Annotated in this window: 18 protein-coding genes and 1 CRISPR repeat array; of the genes, 6 read left to right on the forward strand and 12 right to left on the reverse strand. The window is 42.6% G+C overall.

All coding sequences use genetic code 11. The annotated features are described in order from the left end of the window. Positions 1-39 precede the first annotated feature (39 nt). From DKT75_RS06430 to DKT75_RS06470, 9 genes are all read right to left on the reverse strand, one after another. The gene (locus DKT75_RS06430; protein ID WP_109822595.1) at positions 40-1,248 is read right to left on the reverse strand and encodes a winged helix-turn-helix domain-containing protein; all 1,209 of its coding nucleotides are present in this window, start codon (positions 1,246-1,248) and stop codon (positions 40-42) included. 5 nt (positions 1,249-1,253) lie between these two features. Beyond that, entirely contained in the window at positions 1,254-1,703 is a 450-nt protein-coding gene (locus tag DKT75_RS06435; protein WP_109822596.1) for a GyrI-like domain-containing protein, read from the reverse strand. Positions 1,704-1,857: 154 nt separating this feature from the next. Next, positions 1,858-3,808: a CRISPR direct-repeat array (repeat unit 28 nt; unit sequence TTTCTAAGCTGCCTGTTCGGCAGTGAAC). Positions 3,809-3,939: 131 nt separating this feature from the next. After that, a complete protein-coding gene (gene cas6f, locus DKT75_RS06440; protein WP_109822597.1) occupies positions 3,940-4,539 on the reverse strand; it encodes a type I-F CRISPR-associated endoribonuclease Cas6/Csy4 in 600 nt (199 codons plus the stop codon). A gap of 4 nt (positions 4,540-4,543) precedes the next feature. Then, a complete protein-coding gene (csy3, locus tag DKT75_RS06445) occupies positions 4,544-5,569 on the reverse strand; it encodes a type I-F CRISPR-associated protein Csy3 (protein ID WP_109822598.1) in 1,026 nt (341 codons plus the stop codon). Between the two features lie 18 nt (positions 5,570-5,587). Further along, positions 5,588-6,481, reverse strand: coding sequence for a type I-F CRISPR-associated protein Csy2 (csy2, locus tag DKT75_RS06450; RefSeq protein WP_109822599.1), 894 nt, complete (start codon positions 6,479-6,481; stop codon positions 5,588-5,590). Further along, positions 6,478-7,725 carry a type I-F CRISPR-associated protein Csy1 gene (gene csy1, locus DKT75_RS06455; protein ID WP_109822600.1) on the reverse strand — a complete coding sequence of 416 codons (1,248 nt, stop codon included), beginning with the start codon at positions 7,723-7,725 and terminating at the stop codon, positions 6,478-6,480. The genes csy2 and csy1 overlap by 4 nt, the downstream gene beginning before the upstream one ends. Positions 7,726-7,763: 38 nt before the next feature. Next, complete coding sequence (gene cas3f, locus DKT75_RS06460; protein ID WP_109822601.1) at positions 7,764-11,111, reverse strand: type I-F CRISPR-associated helicase Cas3f; 3,348 nt, start codon at positions 11,109-11,111, stop codon at positions 7,764-7,766. Further along, positions 11,108-12,055, reverse strand: coding sequence for a type I-F CRISPR-associated endonuclease Cas1f (gene cas1f / locus DKT75_RS06465; RefSeq protein WP_109822660.1), 948 nt, complete (start codon positions 12,053-12,055; stop codon positions 11,108-11,110). Before cas1f ends, cas3f begins: the two co-directional genes overlap by 4 nt. Positions 12,056-12,377: 322 nt before the next feature. Continuing rightward, positions 12,378-12,833 (reverse strand): cupin domain-containing protein, encoded by a 456-nt coding sequence (locus DKT75_RS06470; RefSeq protein ID WP_109822602.1) that lies wholly within the window; start codon positions 12,831-12,833, stop codon positions 12,378-12,380. A gap of 259 nt (positions 12,834-13,092) precedes the next feature. Here DKT75_RS06470 and DKT75_RS06475 point away from each other — a divergent pair, with 259 nt between their 5' ends. Together DKT75_RS06475 and DKT75_RS06480 are read left to right on the forward strand one after the other, a co-directional pair. Then, positions 13,093-13,479 (forward strand): LysM peptidoglycan-binding domain-containing protein, encoded by a 387-nt coding sequence (locus DKT75_RS06475; RefSeq protein WP_109822603.1) that lies wholly within the window; start codon positions 13,093-13,095, stop codon positions 13,477-13,479. Between the two features lie 193 nt (positions 13,480-13,672). Then, positions 13,673-15,721 carry a beta-propeller domain-containing protein gene (locus DKT75_RS06480; protein ID WP_109822604.1) on the forward strand — a complete coding sequence of 683 codons (2,049 nt, stop codon included), beginning with the start codon at positions 13,673-13,675 and terminating at the stop codon, positions 15,719-15,721. Positions 15,722-15,747: 26 nt separating this feature from the next. On the opposite strand, the gene DKT75_RS22415 is transcribed toward DKT75_RS06480, so the two are convergent. Both DKT75_RS22415 and DKT75_RS22215 read right to left on the reverse strand, forming a co-directional pair. Further along, on the reverse strand, positions 15,748-15,942 hold the full coding sequence (locus DKT75_RS22415; RefSeq protein WP_342767322.1) for a helix-turn-helix domain-containing protein: 195 nt from the start codon (positions 15,940-15,942) through the stop codon (positions 15,748-15,750). 67 nt (positions 15,943-16,009) lie between these two features. Then, positions 16,010-16,177 (reverse strand): recombinase family protein, encoded by a 168-nt coding sequence (locus tag DKT75_RS22215; RefSeq protein WP_245923113.1) that lies wholly within the window; start codon positions 16,175-16,177, stop codon positions 16,010-16,012. Between the two features lie 259 nt (positions 16,178-16,436). Here DKT75_RS22215 and DKT75_RS06490 point away from each other — a divergent pair, with 259 nt between their 5' ends. The 3 genes from DKT75_RS06490 to DKT75_RS06500 all read left to right on the forward strand — a co-directional run bounded on the left by DKT75_RS06490 (position 16,437) and on the right by DKT75_RS06500 (position 18,261). After that, positions 16,437-16,898, forward strand: coding sequence for a hypothetical protein (locus DKT75_RS06490; protein ID WP_109822605.1), 462 nt, complete (start codon positions 16,437-16,439; stop codon positions 16,896-16,898). A 172-nt stretch (positions 16,899-17,070) separates the two neighbouring features. Then, positions 17,071-17,637 carry a hypothetical protein gene (locus DKT75_RS06495; RefSeq protein ID WP_109822606.1) on the forward strand — a complete coding sequence of 189 codons (567 nt, stop codon included), beginning with the start codon at positions 17,071-17,073 and terminating at the stop codon, positions 17,635-17,637. A 60-nt stretch (positions 17,638-17,697) separates the two neighbouring features. Further along, positions 17,698-18,261, forward strand: coding sequence for a DUF4145 domain-containing protein (locus tag DKT75_RS06500; RefSeq protein ID WP_109822607.1), 564 nt, complete (start codon positions 17,698-17,700; stop codon positions 18,259-18,261). A 240-nt stretch (positions 18,262-18,501) separates the two neighbouring features. Here the strand turns inward: DKT75_RS06500 and DKT75_RS06505 are convergent, their stop codons facing one another. Next, entirely contained in the window at positions 18,502-19,326 is an 825-nt protein-coding gene (locus DKT75_RS06505; protein ID WP_109822608.1) for a hypothetical protein, read from the reverse strand. A 354-nt stretch (positions 19,327-19,680) separates the two neighbouring features. Between DKT75_RS06505 and DKT75_RS06510 the strand changes: the two genes are divergently transcribed. Then, positions 19,681-20,142: a LysM peptidoglycan-binding domain-containing protein gene (locus tag DKT75_RS06510; protein ID WP_109822609.1), complete on the forward strand. Its 462-nt coding sequence runs from the start codon at positions 19,681-19,683 to the stop codon at positions 20,140-20,142. Positions 20,143-20,293: the final 151 nt, after the last annotated feature.

Here is a 20,293-nt window from a genome sequence, read left to right on the forward strand (position 1 = left end):
GACTACTCACATCCACTTATAAAGTCATCAAGCGCACACCTACATTACAGACGCTAAGACAGCCTGAAAACGCTCGGTTAACGGCTTAGGATGCGCCTTAATCAAGGAAACCGAGTCACATTGTTGAAACTGACAAAAGTCCTTAATGGCTTTAGCAAATGCGTCAATCACTTGCTCGTCATCAAACTCATGCGACTCAAAGTGTAAAAAACGAATCTCTAAATGACGGTCTTTACGGTGTGCTTTGCAATCCATTCGCCCAATAAACTGGTCACGATAAAGTAGCGGCAATGAGAAATAACCATACTGACGCTTAGCCGCAGGCACGTAACACTCAATCAAATACTCATATTGAAACAGCGCTTTAAGTCGGTCACGCTGAATCACGCAATTATCAAACGGTGACAAGATAACCAAGCGGTTACTCACGCGAGGAAGCAGACGCTCAAGCGCACCAGAGGCTAAGAAATACACCTCGCCACTACTCAACTCGACTTGCTCTAAAAGCCCCTGCGCCAGCCTGTCATTCATCAACGCTTTTACCGCATTGCGCAGCACCGTATTTCGACGAAGATAAGTCACTCCTTTAACGGACACCAACCCATGACAGCGTAACTGTTGATCTAATAGGTGCGCTGCGAACGCTTCGACACTAGGTGACTCCGTGTTGACGTGTGATGGCAATACCCGCTCAGTGAGATCATATTTCTTTTGAAAACCTTCACGGTCACACACCATGAGGTCGCCCTGCATATACAACTGTTCCAGCGCCTTTTTAGCGGGCTTCCAGTCCCACCAACCTTCACGCTTCACCGTGTTTGTTTCCAAGTCACGTGAGCGCAATGGCCCTTCCGCTTCTATACGCAGCAACAACTCCGCCATGAGTTTAAGGTCTGGGTCTTTGTACCAATGAACTTGACCACTTTTAAGCGCCTGCTTATAAGGCAAAGAAAAGCGAAAGTCATCAATCGGCAAAAATGCAGCGGCATGTGACCAATACTCAAACACATCACCATCGACCAATAATTGATTAGTCATGTCAGGCGTAAAGTTAGGCACTCTTGAGCGCAGCACATGATTATGCGCGCGCTCCACCACAGAGATCGTGTCGATCTGAATATAACCAAGATGACTAATCGCCTTGCGCGCGCCCGCTAACCCTAGCCCATAAGGTTTCGCTTGCAGCAAACCCTGTGACGATAACGCGAGGCGACGTAAACGCGTCTTCATTTGGTTATTGGCAGTCATTGTTATTACTTAATGGCGATATAAATTTCAACTTCATCAGCGCCTTTGTAAAACTCAAAGTCCGTAGTAAAGCTACGCTCTTCCTGACAATCACTCGCCGTAAAATGCGCCCAAACCTCACCCCAAAGACCGATTACCGCCTGAGGCATTTGCCCCTGTGCTGAAAATATTAGGTACTTTCCAGCTTCAATCTGTACTTCCACCGAGTCAGCTAAGCTGTCTTTTGACAAAGTATTGGCACAGGCAATCACATCAAACGCGCCCGTGTGGTCTGACTCGTAGTTGGTGTATACCCCGTAAACCTTCGACTGAGCCGTTAGGTTTGGTAGCGCGACTGTGAAGAACTTCTCCCAAACTTTTCCTAATTTGGCGGTCGATGGGTCTTGCTCATTGGCATTGGTCGTTCGTACGGAAAAACCAACCGCATTGATTTCTGGGATAGTTTGAGTGTTCATAATTTTCCTTGTGGCAGCAGCGCTAGTAACTTAATAGGGGGACAGATTATAACCGATGGCAACATTATAAAGTGAGTCTTATATGGTTAGCCTAAGTGTGCCGAAAAGAGTTGGCAGTGAACATGGTATTACAGGTGCTGCAAAGGTCTTTCTGTTTCTAAGCTGCCTGTTCGGCAGTGAACGGTAAAGATCAATTTTTAACTGCTGAAGTTAATTTCTAAGCTGCCTGTTCGGCAGTGAACCACAATCAGTAGTGATCGTTGGATCTGGCTCATTTCTAAGCTGCCTGTTCGGCAGTGAACATCCCAGTGGTGCGGCTCATGTTCGGTGACGCTTTCTAAGCTGCCTGTTCGGCAGTGAACGCTATCTTCATCCTGTCCAAACTCCCCCCTTCGTTTCTAAGCTGCCTGTTCGGCAGTGAACAAATCATTCCGTTTGAGCGTCCTGACGAGGTGTTTCTAAGCTGCCTGTTCGGCAGTGAACGAAGCGATAAAGCGCGATAGGGATCAGTTGTGTTTCTAAGCTGCCTGTTCGGCAGTGAACAGTTGTGGAACTTTGCAGCTGAGTTAATGCGTTTTCTAAGCTGCCTGTTCGGCAGTGAACGCCACGACAGCACTTGCTGTTATAGATTGGGATTTCTAAGCTGCCTGTTCGGCAGTGAACAAACAAATGGAATTCAAGCGCGGCTGGTAAGTTTTCTAAGCTGCCTGTTCGGCAGTGAACGTGACCATGAAATTACTCTTGCCGTTATGGGCTTTCTAAGCTGCCTGTTCGGCAGTGAACGAGGATATGAAAGAATGGGTTGCTGATATGACTTTCTAAGCTGCCTGTTCGGCAGTGAACTGGGTGCTTCAACGGCTGTTCCCAATAACGACTTTCTAAGCTGCCTGTTCGGCAGTGAACACGTCAAACACAACGAACAACAATTTTGATGATTTCTAAGCTGCCTGTTCGGCAGTGAACGTTTTAAATACGACATCAAGCTTTCGCTCTTCTTTCTAAGCTGCCTGTTCGGCAGTGAACTCATCTTGAATAGCGTGATAGCCCATTTTGGCTTTCTAAGCTGCCTGTTCGGCAGTGAACGGTATTACTGGTGATGTGGTTCAGGTGAAAGTTTTCTAAGCTGCCTGTTCGGCAGTGAACATGAGTCAGCGAGTGCAGTCATTCATTACGACTTTCTAAGCTGCCTGTTCGGCAGTGAACACTCAGAAGATGATAAACGGACTGCGTTGATAAATTTCTAAGCTGCCTGTTCGGCAGTGAACCTTTTTTAGATGCAGCACAGAAGGTGCTAGGATTTCTAAGCTGCCTGTTCGGCAGTGAACTAAAGCGCAACGCTGCTAAGCCTCGTATAACGTTTCTAAGCTGCCTGTTCGGCAGTGAACACCAAAGTATCAACTGGCGCTTTTCTTTCCCTTTTCTAAGCTGCCTGTTCGGCAGTGAACCATAAGACGGCCCTGTACCGAACTGTGTCTTATTTCTAAGCTGCCTGTTCGGCAGTGAACATTGCCGCTCCCAGTAGTTACGCTTCTTTTCATTTCTAAGCTGCCTGTTCGGCAGTGAACTAGTATTCATCTATTGGGTTTCCTCTTGTCGGTTTCTAAGCTGCCTGTTCGGCAGTGAACGTCATTGGAGTTTAAGTACCCATCTATGAAGATTTCTAAGCTGCCTGTTCGGCAGTGAACTTGCATCTGCCCCGCCTGCACCTTGCAATAGTTTTCTAAGCTGCCTGTTCGGCAGTGAACCTTTAGTACGGCGAAAACACGGCAAACTTTTATTTCTAAGCTGCCTGTTCGGCAGTGAACCAAAAAACATTGCAAAGTAATACTTGGGGATGTTTCTAAGCTGCCTGTTCGGCAGTGAACTCAGAAGATGACAAGCGCTCTGCGATGGATGCTTTCTAAGCTGCCTGTTCGGCAGTGAACAAATATGCCAGTGTGGTGTACCGTCGTGGTGTTTTCTAAGCTGCCTGTTCGGCAGTGAACATCGGTACAACTAACCAAGACGAATATCTGAATTTCTAAGCTGCCTGTTCGGCAGTGAACTTAGTGAAGATGGCTTTAGAGTTTCAGCGTCCTTTCTAAGCTGCCTGTTCGGCAGTGAACTGCAATTATTTCACAATAATCACAGTTAAAACAATCAATTAAGCCAGATTAACACTGTTTTACCAATGTAAATCTGGCTCAAGCTAAGTTACTGATTTTTAAAGAACTTAATTTACATCAAAAATTAAGGGTCAAAACAAAGGTACTGAACTCTTTGAAGCTAGGCCATAAGTGCTAAAGCCTTCGCTCATTGTTAAATCACTAGTCTCAGAAAAACCAATGGTTAAAGGGTACTTCTCCCCTGAACCTAAGCTCTTCATAGTAATAAAAGGAAAACGATAAACCTCTTTTTCACTTTGCTTACGTTCTTTATCACTCTCGAAGTATGCTAAAGCCATGTCATAACTAATTGATAGCCTTTTAGCTCTACGTCTAGCAAGACGCTCGTTTGATCCTTTTTCAAATAACCTTTTGAAGCAACCATACCCCTTCAACTCAGAAGGTACTTCCTTAACATCTTTACAATGTACATAGTCTGTTAAGCGCGCTAGCCAACGTGAAAGATCTAAAGAACTTAGCTGCTCTTTAGTTTCAGCAAAGACCCTCAACTTGCTTCCAAGGCTATGTTTCTCCAATCGATAATCTGGGAATGACACACCTATTTTGAGCCTATTATTAGCCTCTTTCTGCTCAACAAGTGCCAAATGAACTTGTTGGTAAACACGTTCCCACAAGTAATAAACACTCATATCAGCATCGGGCAATAAAGTAAGTTCCACATAATATTTCATGCGATTACTCCTTACCGCTTTCACCAAAGACACCACCACGAACTAATACACCCATTACATAATGCTCTTCCTCTTGGCTTTCTAGCTTTTCACCTTGAGCAAACTTATCAAACAACGTGAAGAAATCAGCCTTCACTTTAGGGTTACGATAAGCCTTACCTAAGTTAGTTACTGCGCCATACGGCTCTATAGCTATCGGCCCAACATTCAGCGTTTCAAAGTCAGGGTACCAAGTATCAATAGTACGTAATGCATTACCAACCTTCTGTGAGTGCATCCCTGCAACATCATTTATATGATAAAGAATTTTACTTTTTCCACCCTTTGAGTTGCCCTTATCAAGCACTAACTCTTCACTTGGGTACACGTCTTGAGCTTTACCTATTTGCGCAAACGCATTAATTTCTAGCAGTAAAAAACTAGTTTTCCCTGATAGTGCATCAGCAATTTTAGCCGCTAGTGCTTCAAGTTCGGTAGTGCTAGCATCAAAGTTACGCGTGCTGAATGCTGTTGAGTCAAACACCCAAGCCTCATCACTATTAGACACCTTAACGTGTACCTCTAGCTTTTCCGAACCAACACGGTTTCTCCACAAAAAGCGACCACTAGCAATATTAGTTGCGTAACGACGAGCAAGCTCAGTAAAGCCCTTTTCTTCAATATAACCTTTCGCCGCAGCACTATAACTAGCTAAAAACACTTCGCTGTTACAAGCAGATGGCTGCTCAACACCACTTAGTACCTTAAGTGTAAAACTCAACTTAAGCGTGTCTTGCTCTGGTGCTAGTGCACAGCTATCTACACGCTGTAAGTTAGGTTTTTCAACTTCAGCATTTAGCTTCAAAGGATCGTTTTTAATAGCCGCTTTCAAGCGATTTGAAATAGTTCCCCTAACTGATTTCTCCTTAAGTTTTAGTGGAGATACAGTATCGTTACGCCCCTCCCAAGTAGTCCCATACATGAAGCCATCAGAAGGCACTAATTTTTTTTCAAATGCGAGTACAGATGCAACGTTTTCTTTCTTAGCCATGAGATATTCCTTTATAAATTAATGAGTCGGTTTATTTTGTCGACAAAGATATAAATTATTTTCAGCATCAACATCGTAATGCCACAAGATTTGATCAAGTTCGCTCAACCGATACGGCATAACAAACTCGCCTAAAGTAATAATGCTTTCTGCAAAACGATGGGGTGTATCAGCATCGCGCTGTTGCAACGCTTGCCCCAGCTCTGAAATGCCATGAAAACCTGTCGCAACAGGAACAATCCAGCCTTTAGTTTCACGGCTGCTTTCCCAAGTCACTTTCTCTTTTTCATCTTGTTGACTCGCATGAGTCACTTTCAAGTAATCTAGTAACGCATCAATGCCGTCTTGCCCTTCTGCCATTGATTGTTCCATCAAGTCTTTACGCTCTAATAAGCAATGACCTGGCATTAAGCGGCGAAGTAATTGGCGCTCTTCAGTATTGCTATCAACCGTCACTAACTCACAAGATGATGACCAATCAGAAGTTAAAATATCCCCCCCTGCTAGCTTCATCTTCCCTTGCAGACAAGCATCAACAACATCTCGCAACTCATCAAAATCAACAAAGCCCAAGTCATCAATTTCAATCAACAATGAAACAGTCAAATGAATACGTGCTTCTTCGATAAACGAAGGACGGTTACCTGCTTTATCTAAAGGGTTTCCCGTTCCGATAATGGAGTGAACATAATCGTTTTCTCCTTTATGAGTTTGTAGGTCGAAATCATGACAAGAAACAGCCATGCTTTTGAACTCAATATCCTCAAAATCTTGCGCTTGAACGTGACGTTGCAGGGCGTGCATCGCTCCTACCCACGCCGTCATAGCAGGGAACCCTATGGTATAAGGGCTAGAAAGTGCATTCGCGTTATGAATACGAATATTGGGAATCAGTAAGAAATCTCTACTCACAACAACGCCTCCTTACATTGATCAATAATAGATTCAAAGTGTGGCAGTTGGTCATCTCCCAGACCCACTTCTTTCTTCTTTGTCACTACATCTTTATAGGCTTTAGATAACCACTTAGCTAACTCAAAACTGATCACATCAAAACAAGCTTTGTCGTCTTTTCGGTCTCCGCCATATTGTTGATCCAGCCATATTTTTTGTGGCTTTGGCAACGCATCGCAACTCTCTGAGTTTGACCAGCCTGCATCTAAACTTCGTAGTGTCCATACCTGATCGACTACTTGGTAAATGATACTTCTTAGTACTGAATCACGCTTATGTCGTATATGAACATTGTTAGCATCACTAACAAGCAACTTATGCAAAGTTTGAAACTCTTCGGTGTACCTTTTTGCCCACAAGACTTCTTTGAAAAAGCTCTCTTTGGGTCGTCTAATCTTTCGTTTTTCAAGCTTAGGCGGTAACGAAGGTAGCAAGTAAGCTGCACCACCATTTTGACTATTCAGCACGCTAATGTTTTGCGGCTTTGTACCGCCAAAACCAATCACACTCAAATCAAAGACATCCGACAATGTAAGTTCACTGTATTGATTTTTCTTACGTGCTTCCCTTGCCTCTTTTGCCTCATCAGAGAATCGCAACGTATTAATCCGCTCCTTCAATTTGTACATAACATTTGAAGGCGTAAGGATCGACAACAGGTGATAGTCATCGTCAACAGGAAAGTAAACTTGCTTCACTTTTCCGCTTGTCTTTACCGCGTTTTCATCGCTTTGTTTTATGGCTAGTAGACCATCAGATATTTCAAGAAAAGTTGTATCAGGAAAACTGAACTGCGTTTCTATCTCAGGCGTTTGTGCTTCAAGATGCTCTAAGACTGTTTGTTTATCCTTAAGCTCAATACTCAAAAACTTATAAACATCCATTGCCGCCGCATTCCCAAAGACGTCTAGTCCCACTTCCACATTGCCTGTACGAAGATAGCCATCTGCTTTCCTCTCTGCTGTGGCAATAACAGGGCTAATCTTGGCGCTTGGGTGACTAAACTTCCCTGGGTGGCTCACCAAAGAAAGTTGCTGCGCTCGCTTAGCAGCATCAGGCAACCAACTACTGAGGGAAAAAGTACTGGCCGCCTTTCTCTCAAAATCAGCTTGCTCTTCTGCTGAGGTATTACTTTTAATTTTCTTCTTCAGCCAAACTTCTTTTCGTTCATCAAGAAATTGCTGAATCGCAGGATCTAACATTGAGACTCCTTGAAACTATTAATCATTTAATATCCTTTTCAACTAGCAGCCTTAACCATTCCAAGTTGACTACAGTAAACATAACCCGCTTCATTCACTTCATCGCCATAAATAGGAAGACTGATTTCGCCAAATATCAACGCTGCTTTTTCTGGACTGCGAGTGGTCACTTCCCCAAGCAATTTCTCATAGTCACGTATCAGCCATAACCGCTTTTCTTCTTCAGGACTCAGCTCTTCCCTTCTAATGCCATATTCTTTTTCTCTAACAATTGGCTCTTCGTCAAAACGTAAACTCTTTTCAGCAAAGACCCATTTGTCATCTTTAGGAATTTGATACAAAGTAATCTGGTTCCCTCCTTCACGAAATGGCGTGAAGTGTTGCGGCATTCCCGTCAACCACCAACAGCCACGTAACCAACCTTCTAACGCTTCAGGCCCTAATTTTTCATAAGCAGTAAGTAGCTGATGAATAGCTTCATGCTCTAAATCTGCGAGATTTTCTTTAGGATTAAGCTGCTTACTCCTAGTTATTCTTGGTTGCGCATCGAGCTTTTTCTTAAGCTCTTCAACATCAACCAACTGCTTTAAATCATGAAATGCTAGTAGGTTGTCAATTGACTCGTAACCCGGATAACAGAAAGCAGGTTTGCCATTATCAACCAAGCCTTTGAAGTTATATTGCATTAACGCAATGTTATCTTGCTCAATATCTTGGCCTGAATCTCTATGACGCAGTACTCGACCTGCTAACTGAATGATAGAGCGATAAGAAGAAGGCTCTACTACCGCCCAGTCAAAGTCATGATCTCGCCCAACCTCTTCGACAGGCGTTGCCACCAAAATGAAAATCACATTAGGCGCGGTAATATGCTTTAAATGTTGCTTGATAATAGGGTTTTGGAAAATTGCTTGAGGATTATCTTTGTCACGCTTCAACACAGCATCCAAGTGTTTTTCTTGCTCACTGCGTATCAATAAAATTTGCTGACTGTGGTAAGCCATTGCTCTGACCTCTACGCCATCTGGCCATTCTTCACCTAACAAATACTTAGTCAAATCAACACATGGTTTAATGTTGGCCACTCTTACAACACCAAAGCTCACCTGTTTTTGTGATTGTTCATCTAAAACAGAATGCTGTTGATGCTTTGTCGCAATGGCCTTTTGTACTTCACCATAAGCTTGCTGTCTCGCGGCATCGCTATCATCTTCAGTTGTCTGAACAGGTATGACGATAGCTTTACGTTTTACTTTTTCCGCACTCAGTTTTGTGACTCGTTTGCTAACAAACTTTTCATGAGCAACCTTATAATCACTCATTCCATGATCGTCACTAGCACCATTCACACTGACTACCTGAGTTACAAATTCATCAACCCATGCACAGCCTATAATTGGACTGATATTTCTAGTGGTGGAAAAGACAGCCCAACCTGCTTGATAAGCATTGTAATAACCTTCAGCTAAATCAGGAGGAATTGTTGCAGAGGAAATCATCACCTTGCGCCCTAACATCCCTGCTAAGTGAATTAAGCGCCCAATGGCGATTAGATCTTTTCCATCAAAATCGTCAATTTCATCAATCACTAAATCTGACGACATCAGACGCAATGTGGGAAGGATATAGCGTCCGCCACGTTTGGTTTCTGTCGCCGCCATCATGTGATCAATCGTGCAACTCAATACGGGCGCGTATAAAAACTGACGATCTTTCTTGGTTGTTAAAACGGTCTGTAAATCGTCTTGAGGAATAGTGGTTTCAAAATCTATTTCATTATCTAAAAGTGCTTCCAAAGACTCTGAGCCGTAATCATCAATTGCCTCCTGATCTACTCCGCGCTTATTTTTATTGTGCAAATCAAGAACGGCTCGTGATCCAATTAAAACAGCTAACTCGTCATTGCTAAGACCAATACGTTCACGGTACTCATCGCCCGTTTGAAGTGTTAGCGTTCTAAGGCCCAACGCAAGAACAAAACGTAAGCTGTCCATCTGAGGAGACAGTGCCCGCATGATTTTTCCATTGGCAAATGTTTTTCCTTTACCCGTACTCGCCATATTTACCGCAAAAAAACCAAAATGATCAGGATCTTGTTTCTCTTGAGCACTGCGCCATGACATAATTTTACTTGCCGCCGTATCCTGCCAACGAAACTTATCAGGACTTTTCTGCTTCAACGCTTTTACGTCATAAGCTCTTTCTAGCTCACTGTTCTTACTTTCAAATGCAGGAAGTAAATGAGCGGTTCGTACTGCCTGCTTTGCTACTCCAACTAAGTGTTCATCCAATTGCTGTTTAAGTTCTTTGGTTTCTCTATCTGTATTCGCAAAGAGCTTTAGGTCACTCTTCCACTTTGTAGATGACGGTTGCGAAGAGTAATAGTGATCACCCAGCATTAATGCTAAACGCGATTGATTTAAAATAAGGCGCCAACTTCCATCCACTAATGCAGACTCCAATAGTGGTAAACAATCTAAAAGTTTTTTTGCTGTTTTCTGGGTGTAACTGAGCCATGCTTTGGAATCACTTGGTAAGCCATTTTCATATTTGAAACATTCAGCTAAACCTTCTGAAAAATCTTCCTCATCAAACTTATTTTCATAACCCCATTTTTGCGTGATAGCGCTAAAAAGCTTTTGGATATCTGACTGAGGAAGCGCCTTATCTTTGTAATTTCTTTCTGAATGCTTCTGTCTATCATTTAGCAAAGGCAAACGGTGATGAGAGACTATCAACCACCCTAACATTGAGGCTGCATTGGGTAATTTGGCTAGTGGCTTTAGCTTTGCCAAATCCTTCTCAGACTTCTTATCACCGATCGAGCTTAAGTCTTGAGCGTATATTTCCCCTTTTGCCAAACGGCTGAGCCACTCTTCATCTGAAGCTTCTTTATCTCCCATGTTTATGTAGAAGTTAAGAAACAACAGAGAAATCCATTCATGACGTAGCGGGTCACCAATGATTTTGTTTTCTTTCAACTTGTTCTGGAAAAAAACAGAAGCCTTACCCCAGTCATGAAACAGGGCCGCCATTGCAGTCAAAGACTTTATCAAAGGCAAATAATGCCAATCATTCTCCCACTGGGTATTCATAATTGTTTTACGCGTACGGTTGACTGGAACATTGCCGTAATAGTCAAAACGACTCCGATTCCCCACAATCCAAACCAACTCACTACGACTACGCGACCGTATCCAATGACAACTCACCGCCGTATTCTTACTCGCGGTCTTACGCAGCAGCTTCTTAACCGCATCCAGCCCCTCATTAGTTATCACCGTTTGCCATGTGCGCATCCCAATACGGTTGGCAAACGCATCTAACACCCGACGTGTTTTGGGTAGTGCTTTCTTTTCGCACTCACAAACAAATGTGACCATCATGAGGCAGCATCACCTTGGCTAATCGTTTTCACACAATCAAACATAAAGTCCAAAGTCTTGTGCTGGGTGAAGTTCTGCAAACATTGCTGACGAAACTCTTGTTCAGTTGCGCCTTCTTTCGCGCAAATAAACGCCCACGGTAGTATCAGGGTATCTTTCACCAAATCAGCCACGTCAAACACCAACGCGCCACGCCGTGTTTTTCCATGAAGTACCGCAAAGCCGTGTGGAATACCCAACACCCAAAGCGTTGTCGCGGCTAGGCCATAAGCGAGGTAGTTACCGTGATTTAAAAATGCGTTCGCGTCATCAACACTGTCATGCTGGCGAACGAAGTCTTTTTGTTTGGTACGGTTTGCGGCTATTTTGTAGAGGCTTTTGGTGAGCTGGGCTTCGATAAGCAGTAGGTTTTGTACACTGTCACTATCCGCTATTTTAGAAGAAAATCGTTCCAATGCTTTAGCAATATCTGGGTCTTCAACATTGAATCCTTCATTTTTCAAATCGCGGTCTTTTGACCAGACTTGCTGCATGTAGGTGATACGAAACTGCTGGACTTGTTTTGCGGCGGCGAGTCGTTTTTCATCATCAAACCAAAACTTCATCCACCCTTGAATGTATTCTGTGGGTCGGTATTCGCTTTGTGGGGATAACCACTCGACTTCGCTTGCCGCTATTAACGGCGTTCCCCCACTACCACTAAAACCGATCAACACACCAGCAGATGCCAACATGCGCACCGCTGCTTGCGTGATGGATGTACCTGTTCCAAGTAGGATGCAGGTGGTGTTGGCAATGGGGATATTCCAGTACTGTTTTTCTACTTTCTCTTCCGTGAAAAATAAGACACGCCCGTCTTTTTGCATGACACGGCATTTTTCCAAATAGTAGATATTGACGCGTTTTGAGTGCAGTATTGCTTTTAAGTCTGTAAGGTAATCCAAGATTACACCCATTTATCTTGATTTAATATCAAGCCATTTTGGCATAACTAAAAACATTATTGAATTAATTCTAATCAACAATTAAATTTATATAAGTGTTGTTCGTTCGAGCACTTTGAAATGCAATTATTAGAGCACTACTTTGACATGGTAGGGGTCAGTAAGGGAAATTCTTAAGCTGCCTGCACGGCAGTTAACGGTTCTCCTTATACATACCTGACGATTTTTGAAGATAGCCAGTATGGCGCAGTTGTTTCACTCGATCGTCACCTTGGGAAAAACTTCAAAGCCGGTAAGTTCTAAGACTTACCTATCATCACCCTTAAACAATAAATTTGGTCATGCTGGGGTCTTTGGCTTGCAAGCCTTCTGCTATCGCTGAGGCTGGATCAATCAACTCAAAGTCTTCAAACTCAAACCCTGGCCCAACCGAACACCCCACCAACACCTTCTTACCCATTGGCTGTGCTGCCTGCCAATAGCCTGCCGGTACCACATAGCAAAAAGCACCTGACGCCGCTGACAACTCAATCTTTTCAACAACACTCTCCGAGCCATCCCAAATATAAAGATAAAGCCCAGTGCCTTGATACAAGTTCCAAACCTCATCAGCTTGTACCTTATGAAAGCGACTCACCTCGCCTTTATTCAATGAAAAATAGATATGGGTTAACGCAGAGCGCCCAACACCATCGGCTCGGGTAATACGCTCCACAGAACGGAAAACTTCTTGGAAGCGTCCACCTTCGGTGTGTTCGATTAGATTATTTGGCTTCATGAGAGTTTGCTACTTAGTTTATTTATGTTGATGGTACATTATTTTTACTACGCAATAGGCCAATGTCTGGCTTGTTGTTTGGTAAATTCGAGTACCTGACTATCTTTATAGTTGTGTAAAAAACTAACTTACCATTTCTTTACATCCCCATAACAGACACTTACATGGTTTCGCTGCAAACTACATCCATCGACTAAGCAAATGACTTAGACGAACAACTTAAATATTAAAAACAACATACTTAAATAAGGATATAACCATGAAAATTTTAAACGCAGCAATCGTAACAACAGTTCTAGCACTTGGCCTTGCAGGTAACTCAATGGCAGCACCAAGCCATGCTGATACGCTTAAAATGCAGAAGTCTGCACAGAGCAAACATCAGAAAGCGAAGCAGCCAGCTAAGAAAATCATTGTTCAAAAGAAAGCGCAGAAGCAAGTGGTTAAGCGCGTTGTAAAAGTTGTATCTAAAAGAGCACCGGTCAAGAAAGTAGCAAACCGCTCTTACCGTGTTCGTCCGGGTGACACGCTGTCTCGCATAGCGGCTCGTAACCATGTATCAGTACAAAAGCTGGTTAAGTTAAACCAACTTTGGGGCAAGAAAGCGAACAACCTACGTGTAGGTATGTTTATCCGCCTCGCTTAATTAAGAATTAAGCCACTCAACAAAAAGGCAGTAATCGTCGGGGGATGATTACTGCCTTTTTGTATCTGGAGTAAACGTATCCGATAACGCACATCCATGAGCTCAATAGTAAAACGGAAAAATTAAGTCAAACCTTCATATAAAACCACTATTAGTGATATATTAATTCCTTATTGCATAAGGAGTAGACGTCATGGAACAAATAATAAAAATTTCCACACCCTTGATTCTTTCTTTCCTGCTGGCCGCGTGTGGCAGTTCAGATAAAGCAGCAGTTGATACAAGCGACGAAGATAATGACTCTAGCGGTGGAACGCTAACGCTTAAAACCGCTACTTCCGATGCAGCACTAGAAACACAAATAAAAGCGTCGTTATTCACCAGCTACGGCACCATCAATAATCCCTACACTTACGCTTTAGAAAGTGGCACCGTCGCAGAAGCGGTTGCCGACTCGTTAGACAGCGCAGTACCAGACACCTCATCAACCAACACCCAAGAATCCTCAGTCGATGAAGCAGACCGTGTAAAAACAGATGGCAACTACCTCTACGTCAGCTCTGTCACCCAACCTAGCATTAGTATATTTAAAGCTGAAACAGGCGCTGCACCACTGGTAGCCAAGCAGTCACTCGCAACACTCAATGACGTCACGATCTCTGGACTTTATTTACGTGACGCTGAAGATCAGATAATCGCGATTTCGGGCGATGGACAAAATCCATACTTTCTCGGTGATATGTGGTTCGGCCCTTACTACTGGCAAAGCCGCACAACGGAAGTGTTTGACCTTGATGTTAGTGATCCCACAGCCCCTGCTCAACAATCCAAGCTAAGCATTGACGGTCAGCTCATCAGTAGTCGAAGAATTGGCTCTTATTTGTACCTGGCCACGCGCCACACGCCTTATGCAGACGGCCTTATTGCTTACCCTAGCTCTGAAGATGACGTTACAACAAACAAAGATATTATTAATACGGCTAGTTTGAGCGACCTACTTCCAAGCTACCAAATAGACGATGGCGCTAAGCAAAATTTGTTTGAAAGTGGCGATTGCTTCTTAACTGACTACGACGATGCAAACAACTCACAAAGCAGCATTATCAGTGTTGTTGCCATCAACCTAGACGCCGCATCGCCTGTGCCTGAAGCGACGTGTTTTGTGGGTGACGCAGAAACGCTTTACGTCTCAGAAAAGGCGTTATACCTAGCGACCACAGGCTTCCGATACGACACAACTGATGGTGTTTCGACTTATAGCGGCGTACAAACAACGGAAATCCATAAGTTTGCGCTTGATGGCACCGACGCTGACTACAAAGGTTCAACAAGCGTTTCAGGGCACTTGGGCTGGCAGCAAGACTTAAAACCATTCCGCATGAGTGAATACAACGATGTGTTACGCATCATCACATATACCGGCGCTCAACAAAGCAGCGTTGACTCCCCCGCTCACCTTTACACCGTGGCAGAAAATGCAACGGGCGATGCGCTTGAAGTGATCGGTGAGTTACCCAACGAAAACCGTCCCGACCCACTTGGCAAAACAGGCGAGCAGATTTACGCGTCACGCTTTATTGGAGACAAAGGCTATCTCGTGACCTTCCGCGCTACCGACCCACTCTATGTGATTGACCTGTCTAACCCTGCTGATCCATTCATTGCTAGCGCACTTGAGATTGACGGTTACTCCGACTACTTGCACCCAGTGGGTGAAAATTACCTGTTAGGCATTGGCAAGGATGCGATTGCAGATACGTCATCAAGTACGGGCGGTAATACTGACGATGGTCGTGGTGCGTGGTATCAAGGGGTGAAGCTGTCATTAATTGATATCAGTAATCCACAAGACCCTTTTGAGAAAGAGACGATCATTATTGGTGGCCGAGGTACTGAAACGGCGGTGTCACAAAGTCATCATGCATTGACGACATTGCAGTCGGGTACAACGTTGAAAATGGCGCTGCCCGTTAGTGTGCATGAGACTGAGAGTTCAAATACTTACTATGATGAAAGTGACCCGCGTTATTTCTATCGATGGACACGTGACGAGCTTTATCGTTTGAATATCGATACGGAAAATGGCGAGATTTCTTTACTGCCTAGTATTGTTGGGCAGAGTCGTGATTCTGAGAATTACTATTACACACAGTATGCGTTGGATCGCTCGGTGATGATTGGGGATGAGGTTTATTATCTTCATGAGGATGAGGTTTTGACTACGGCGGATGTTGTTGAGTAATAGGGTCTATGTGGTGCTTTTTAAAATCAGTCTGCTTTTAAAACATTGCAGACACCAGCAACAGATACACCTACCTGCTTTGCTATATCCACTTTACTAACACCCTGCTCTACCAGTGCCAGTATCTCAGGCTTCTTTGCCTGTGCTGTTGGCTTGCGTCCAGTGTATGCACCTTTAGCCTTAGCCGCTGCAATACCTTCAAGTTGTCGCTCTTTTCTAATATGAGTTTCAAACTCAGCAAAGGTTGCAGCATTCCAAGGAAGGCGCGACCGTGTGGCGTACTGGTATCTAGACTTTGATCAAGTACCATAAGGTTAATTTCTCGCGTCCCTTAGTTGTTGTCCCGCTTTGCTTGTCGCTGAATACCTTGTCACAACCTGCGCCCTGTACTCTTTTTAACTGAGTAGTTGAATCTTGATCTAATGATGAAACGCGAATATATTCAACTAATAACATTATAAAATATTCTAAATAAGCCCTGAGATGTTTTTGTAACTACTTCTAAAAACTATAAAAAAACCCTATTTATAGACTACTCGATACCCTAACAACCTTCTAACAAGGGTGTACTCTAAATGTAAATTCGAATGTTGCACCTAAGCGTTAATCACCTTAGGAAGGTTATGTTAATCTGGATTCCGTTTATTACACGTTATGTAATCAATACAGGTGTATTTATACGTAAGGATATAGTGCATCAACATCAAGGATAGATATGTCAAATACTACATTCGGCGAAGTTATTAGCAGAATCTCAACCGAAAAAGAATACTTGTTAGCATTGGGTGCTTGTGTTCTTCAATTAATCTCTGCCGAATGGAATGCGGCTTACTGCTGTGAGCGTATGCAACCGGATTATATTAGAGATGTGTCTGATCCTGACCAGAGAATTATGGCAAGGAATATAGCTGAGAAACTAGTTAGTCTAACAAAGAATCTCCCAGATTCAGATGATAAATCTGAGCTAACAAATGCAGCGGATATTTTCCTTTCTTTGGTAAAAGAAGAAAGGAATTTTCTATACCATTCTCATCCAATATCCTACGATGGAAAGACGGCGTTAAAAAAGAATCAAAGAATATTTACCATCGAAGAATTAAAAGAAACTACAGTCAGAGCCTTTGACTGTAGTGGAGTTCTCAATAAATCGCTGCATGGTTTTCTCAGGCAGCCATGACAAGCTAAACATAACGAATTATGCGTAGTTACTGTGATTACTAATTGTGTTTTAGTAGCGCTATTTAACCACTATTTCGCGTGCTAATATCAGGTGAAATCATATTAATGGTATGTTTAATGAATGAAGAAATGGCACCTGAGCTCTATGCAAACACCGGCAGTAATCAGTAATGATGAGCATAACCTATAAGATCAACAAAGCTATTCGTATGACAACAGCACTCGAGAATTTCTGGTCAAGCTCTAGAGGATGGGCTCCTGAGTCAGCTGCTGAATTGCTAGCAGAAGCAAGACTTGATCGACAAATATCTTTTGCGCATACACTGTCAGATTATCTTGAACCTTTTCCGGAGGGCTCAGCTGAGGCTCGTATAATTCTTGGGTATACAACGTTACGAAGCATGGCTGAAGGAGCATTGAAGTTATTCTTTTCCGTTTGGTTTGAGGATTATCAGGCAGATGTAGACGCAGCGAGACGCAAAGGAGAACTAGTATCACCAGAAGATGTGAAGTTTGACTATCTGATATTTTTGTATGTTAGTAAGTTTGGTAACCAGTATCAAGATTTTCTTAGACAAGTTCAATACCGAGGGAATGCAATCCATCATTTCAAACATCGAGATATTGGCACTCAACAAGAGTTAATTGCAGACATTGAAAGTTATTGTGATTTCTTAACAGCTATTAATGATGGACTGCCGTATCCAGATGAGATGTATAACCCAGCTCTAGCCTAACTAAACGTTCGCCATCCCGATAAGGCTGGTGAGGAAAGACTTTAAATAGCAAAGGAAACTATGAAGATAATATCGGGCTTAATTAGTATTATATTTATTATTCTAGCTTCTCTACATATTTTTGTAGATGCAGTAACAATTGATGTGATCGCAATTATGCTAATTGTTTTGGCTTCTTTACCTTGGACACTACCCTACCTAAAATCTTTTGAGCTTCCAGGTGGGGTAAAAATTGAATTAAAAGATGTACAAACTGCAATTGAAAAAGTGTCTGGAGGTGACGACGAACCTTCGGTAGAAACATCAGATTATGATTATCTAAAGGTAATATCTGCTCACGACCCAAGTCTTGCTCTTGTAGCAATTCGCATTGAAATTGAAAAAGCTGTCCGCTCTACACTTGATAGTGAGGAACGCCCAATTCCTTTATCGAGAGCTATTAATGAGTTAATTTCAAACGGCACCATTACACGAAGTATTGCTTCAGGTTTAACAGAATTTATACAATTAGGTAATCAAGCTGCTCATGGAGTTGAGGTTGATGCTCAAGCAGCAGACTATGTAATTGAAAATGCAGCAAATATATTAAAACCATTTAAAGAACAATTAGCTAATGCCAATTAACAAGTAGCTGCATCGAAAAAACTACTCGCTCTCGCTCGCATTTTTCCGCTGAGCAATGCGTAAGAAAGGTATTCAAACCTAACCAAAGTCTTCTTTTTTTGATCGTTTGAATGATTCCAGGTACTAGACATAACATCCGATTATGCGAAGCTACGAGGACGACTTTCCGCTTCGTATGGTTTCAAAGAAACGACTCCATCAAGTTGTAAATCTCTAGCAAGGGTATATCCTAGCCACTAATTATTTTAACGCCTTAGAAAGCTCGTAATTTATAGTTAAGCGAAGCTCACTTTCAGAGTCCATATAATAGTCTCCTTCATTCCAATCTCCCCCCATATAGCCTTGTGTTAAAAATGGTTTAATCGCATTTTTAGCCTCTAGTTGGCGTATTGCCTTGATTAATTTGACCTTATTGATCGGGATTTTTTTACCGCTATAACCTGAAAATACTGGGCAGGCTTTGATAAAAGAATCAAACAACGCTGTACCGGTTTTGAATTTTATAAATTCTGATGAAGAACCATCATAGCTCGGAAGCGGTGGTTCAATTTGTTTTGTTGCCGCTGTATATTTAATGTCAGCAAAGGTTTTGTAGAAGCCATGAAATTCACAAGGGCTGATAGCGGGAAGAACACCAACTAGCTGCTTTTCTAACTGGGGTCTTATCTCGACTTTTGAATTGCTATTTTTCTTGCTTGGGCCAGCTTTTGCTATACGCATATTAATGCCAGCCTTAGCGTGGTTAAGGCCAAACTTTTCCAATGCTGACTTCATCTTTTCATAGTTGGTGTTTAGCTCTAGGCCACCAAATTTTCCATAATAATAGGCTGGAAGTTTCTTATCGGCAGAGTCATCGGAAACATGAATTACTGGGCAATCTTGAGTGAATTTTTTTATTTTTTGCTGATCATCAGTTGATCTGTAAATCTTTGCATTTTGCCCATCACCTAGCGTTGCTATTTCATAATCAAAAAGATCATCAAGAATACCATGTATATTGCAAGCAGGAGCAGAGAGTGCACTCGATGCGCCGAACAGAGAAAAAAGCAGAATTAATGTTTTCATTTTTACTGACCGGTGATGGGGTAATTATGAGTATAGTTAGTAAATCATAGCTGTGCTGTTATATACGGTTTTTAGATACCCAAAAAAAAGGCAGTAATCGTCAAAGGATAATTACTGCCTTTTTTCATTTCACAACTTGATGCGATACCAAAGATAAACCTGTGCTCCTAACGGACTAAAAAGCAGTCTTGCAAAGTCAACAGACCAAGCTGAGTAATGCTTTTAAACCATACCAATCACAACCAAAAAACCATTACACAATCTTTACAAATACATAGCACAAACTTACACAAATGAGGTTCATGATACATCCATAAGTTAAACACCCCTCCCATTGGAAAAAAGGATATAACCATGAAAATTTTAAACACAGTGATCGTGACATCAGTACTAGCGCTTGGCCTTGCAGGTAACTCAATGGCTGCACCTAGCCAAGTTCAGTTGCTTAAAATACAACAGCAAACGGCTCAAGCTAATAAACAAGCAGCACAGCAGAGAGCAGCTCAAATTCAACGTCAGGCTGCACAGCAAAAAGTAGTTCAGGCTAGACAGCAAGCGATAAAGGCACAGCAGCTACAGGCTGCTAAACAAAAAGCCGCTCAAGCTCAGCAACAAGCAGCTAAGAAACGCGTTGTTGTTCAAAAAGTACCAAGTAAGCAAGTGGCGCAAAGTAACTACCGTGTAGCGACAGGCGATACGCTATACCGCATTGCACAACGTAATAACGTTTCAGTAGAGACACTGGTTAAGCTAAACGGCCTTTGGGGCAGCAAAGCTAGCAACCTAAGCATAGGTGCAATCATTCGTCTTAAATAATAACGAATCATAGCGCGCAATAAAAAGGCAGTAATCGTCAGAGGATGATTACTGCCTTTTGCATTAAGCCGTCTGTACTTTATGATAAAGTGACTTTCATCATTTCACTCCAACCAATAACGGATCTTAAACACTATGCTAAATTTTATTA

Source organism: Leucothrix arctica (assembly GCF_003172895.1).
Taxonomy (GTDB): domain Bacteria; phylum Pseudomonadota; class Gammaproteobacteria; order Thiotrichales; family Thiotrichaceae; genus Leucothrix; species Leucothrix arctica.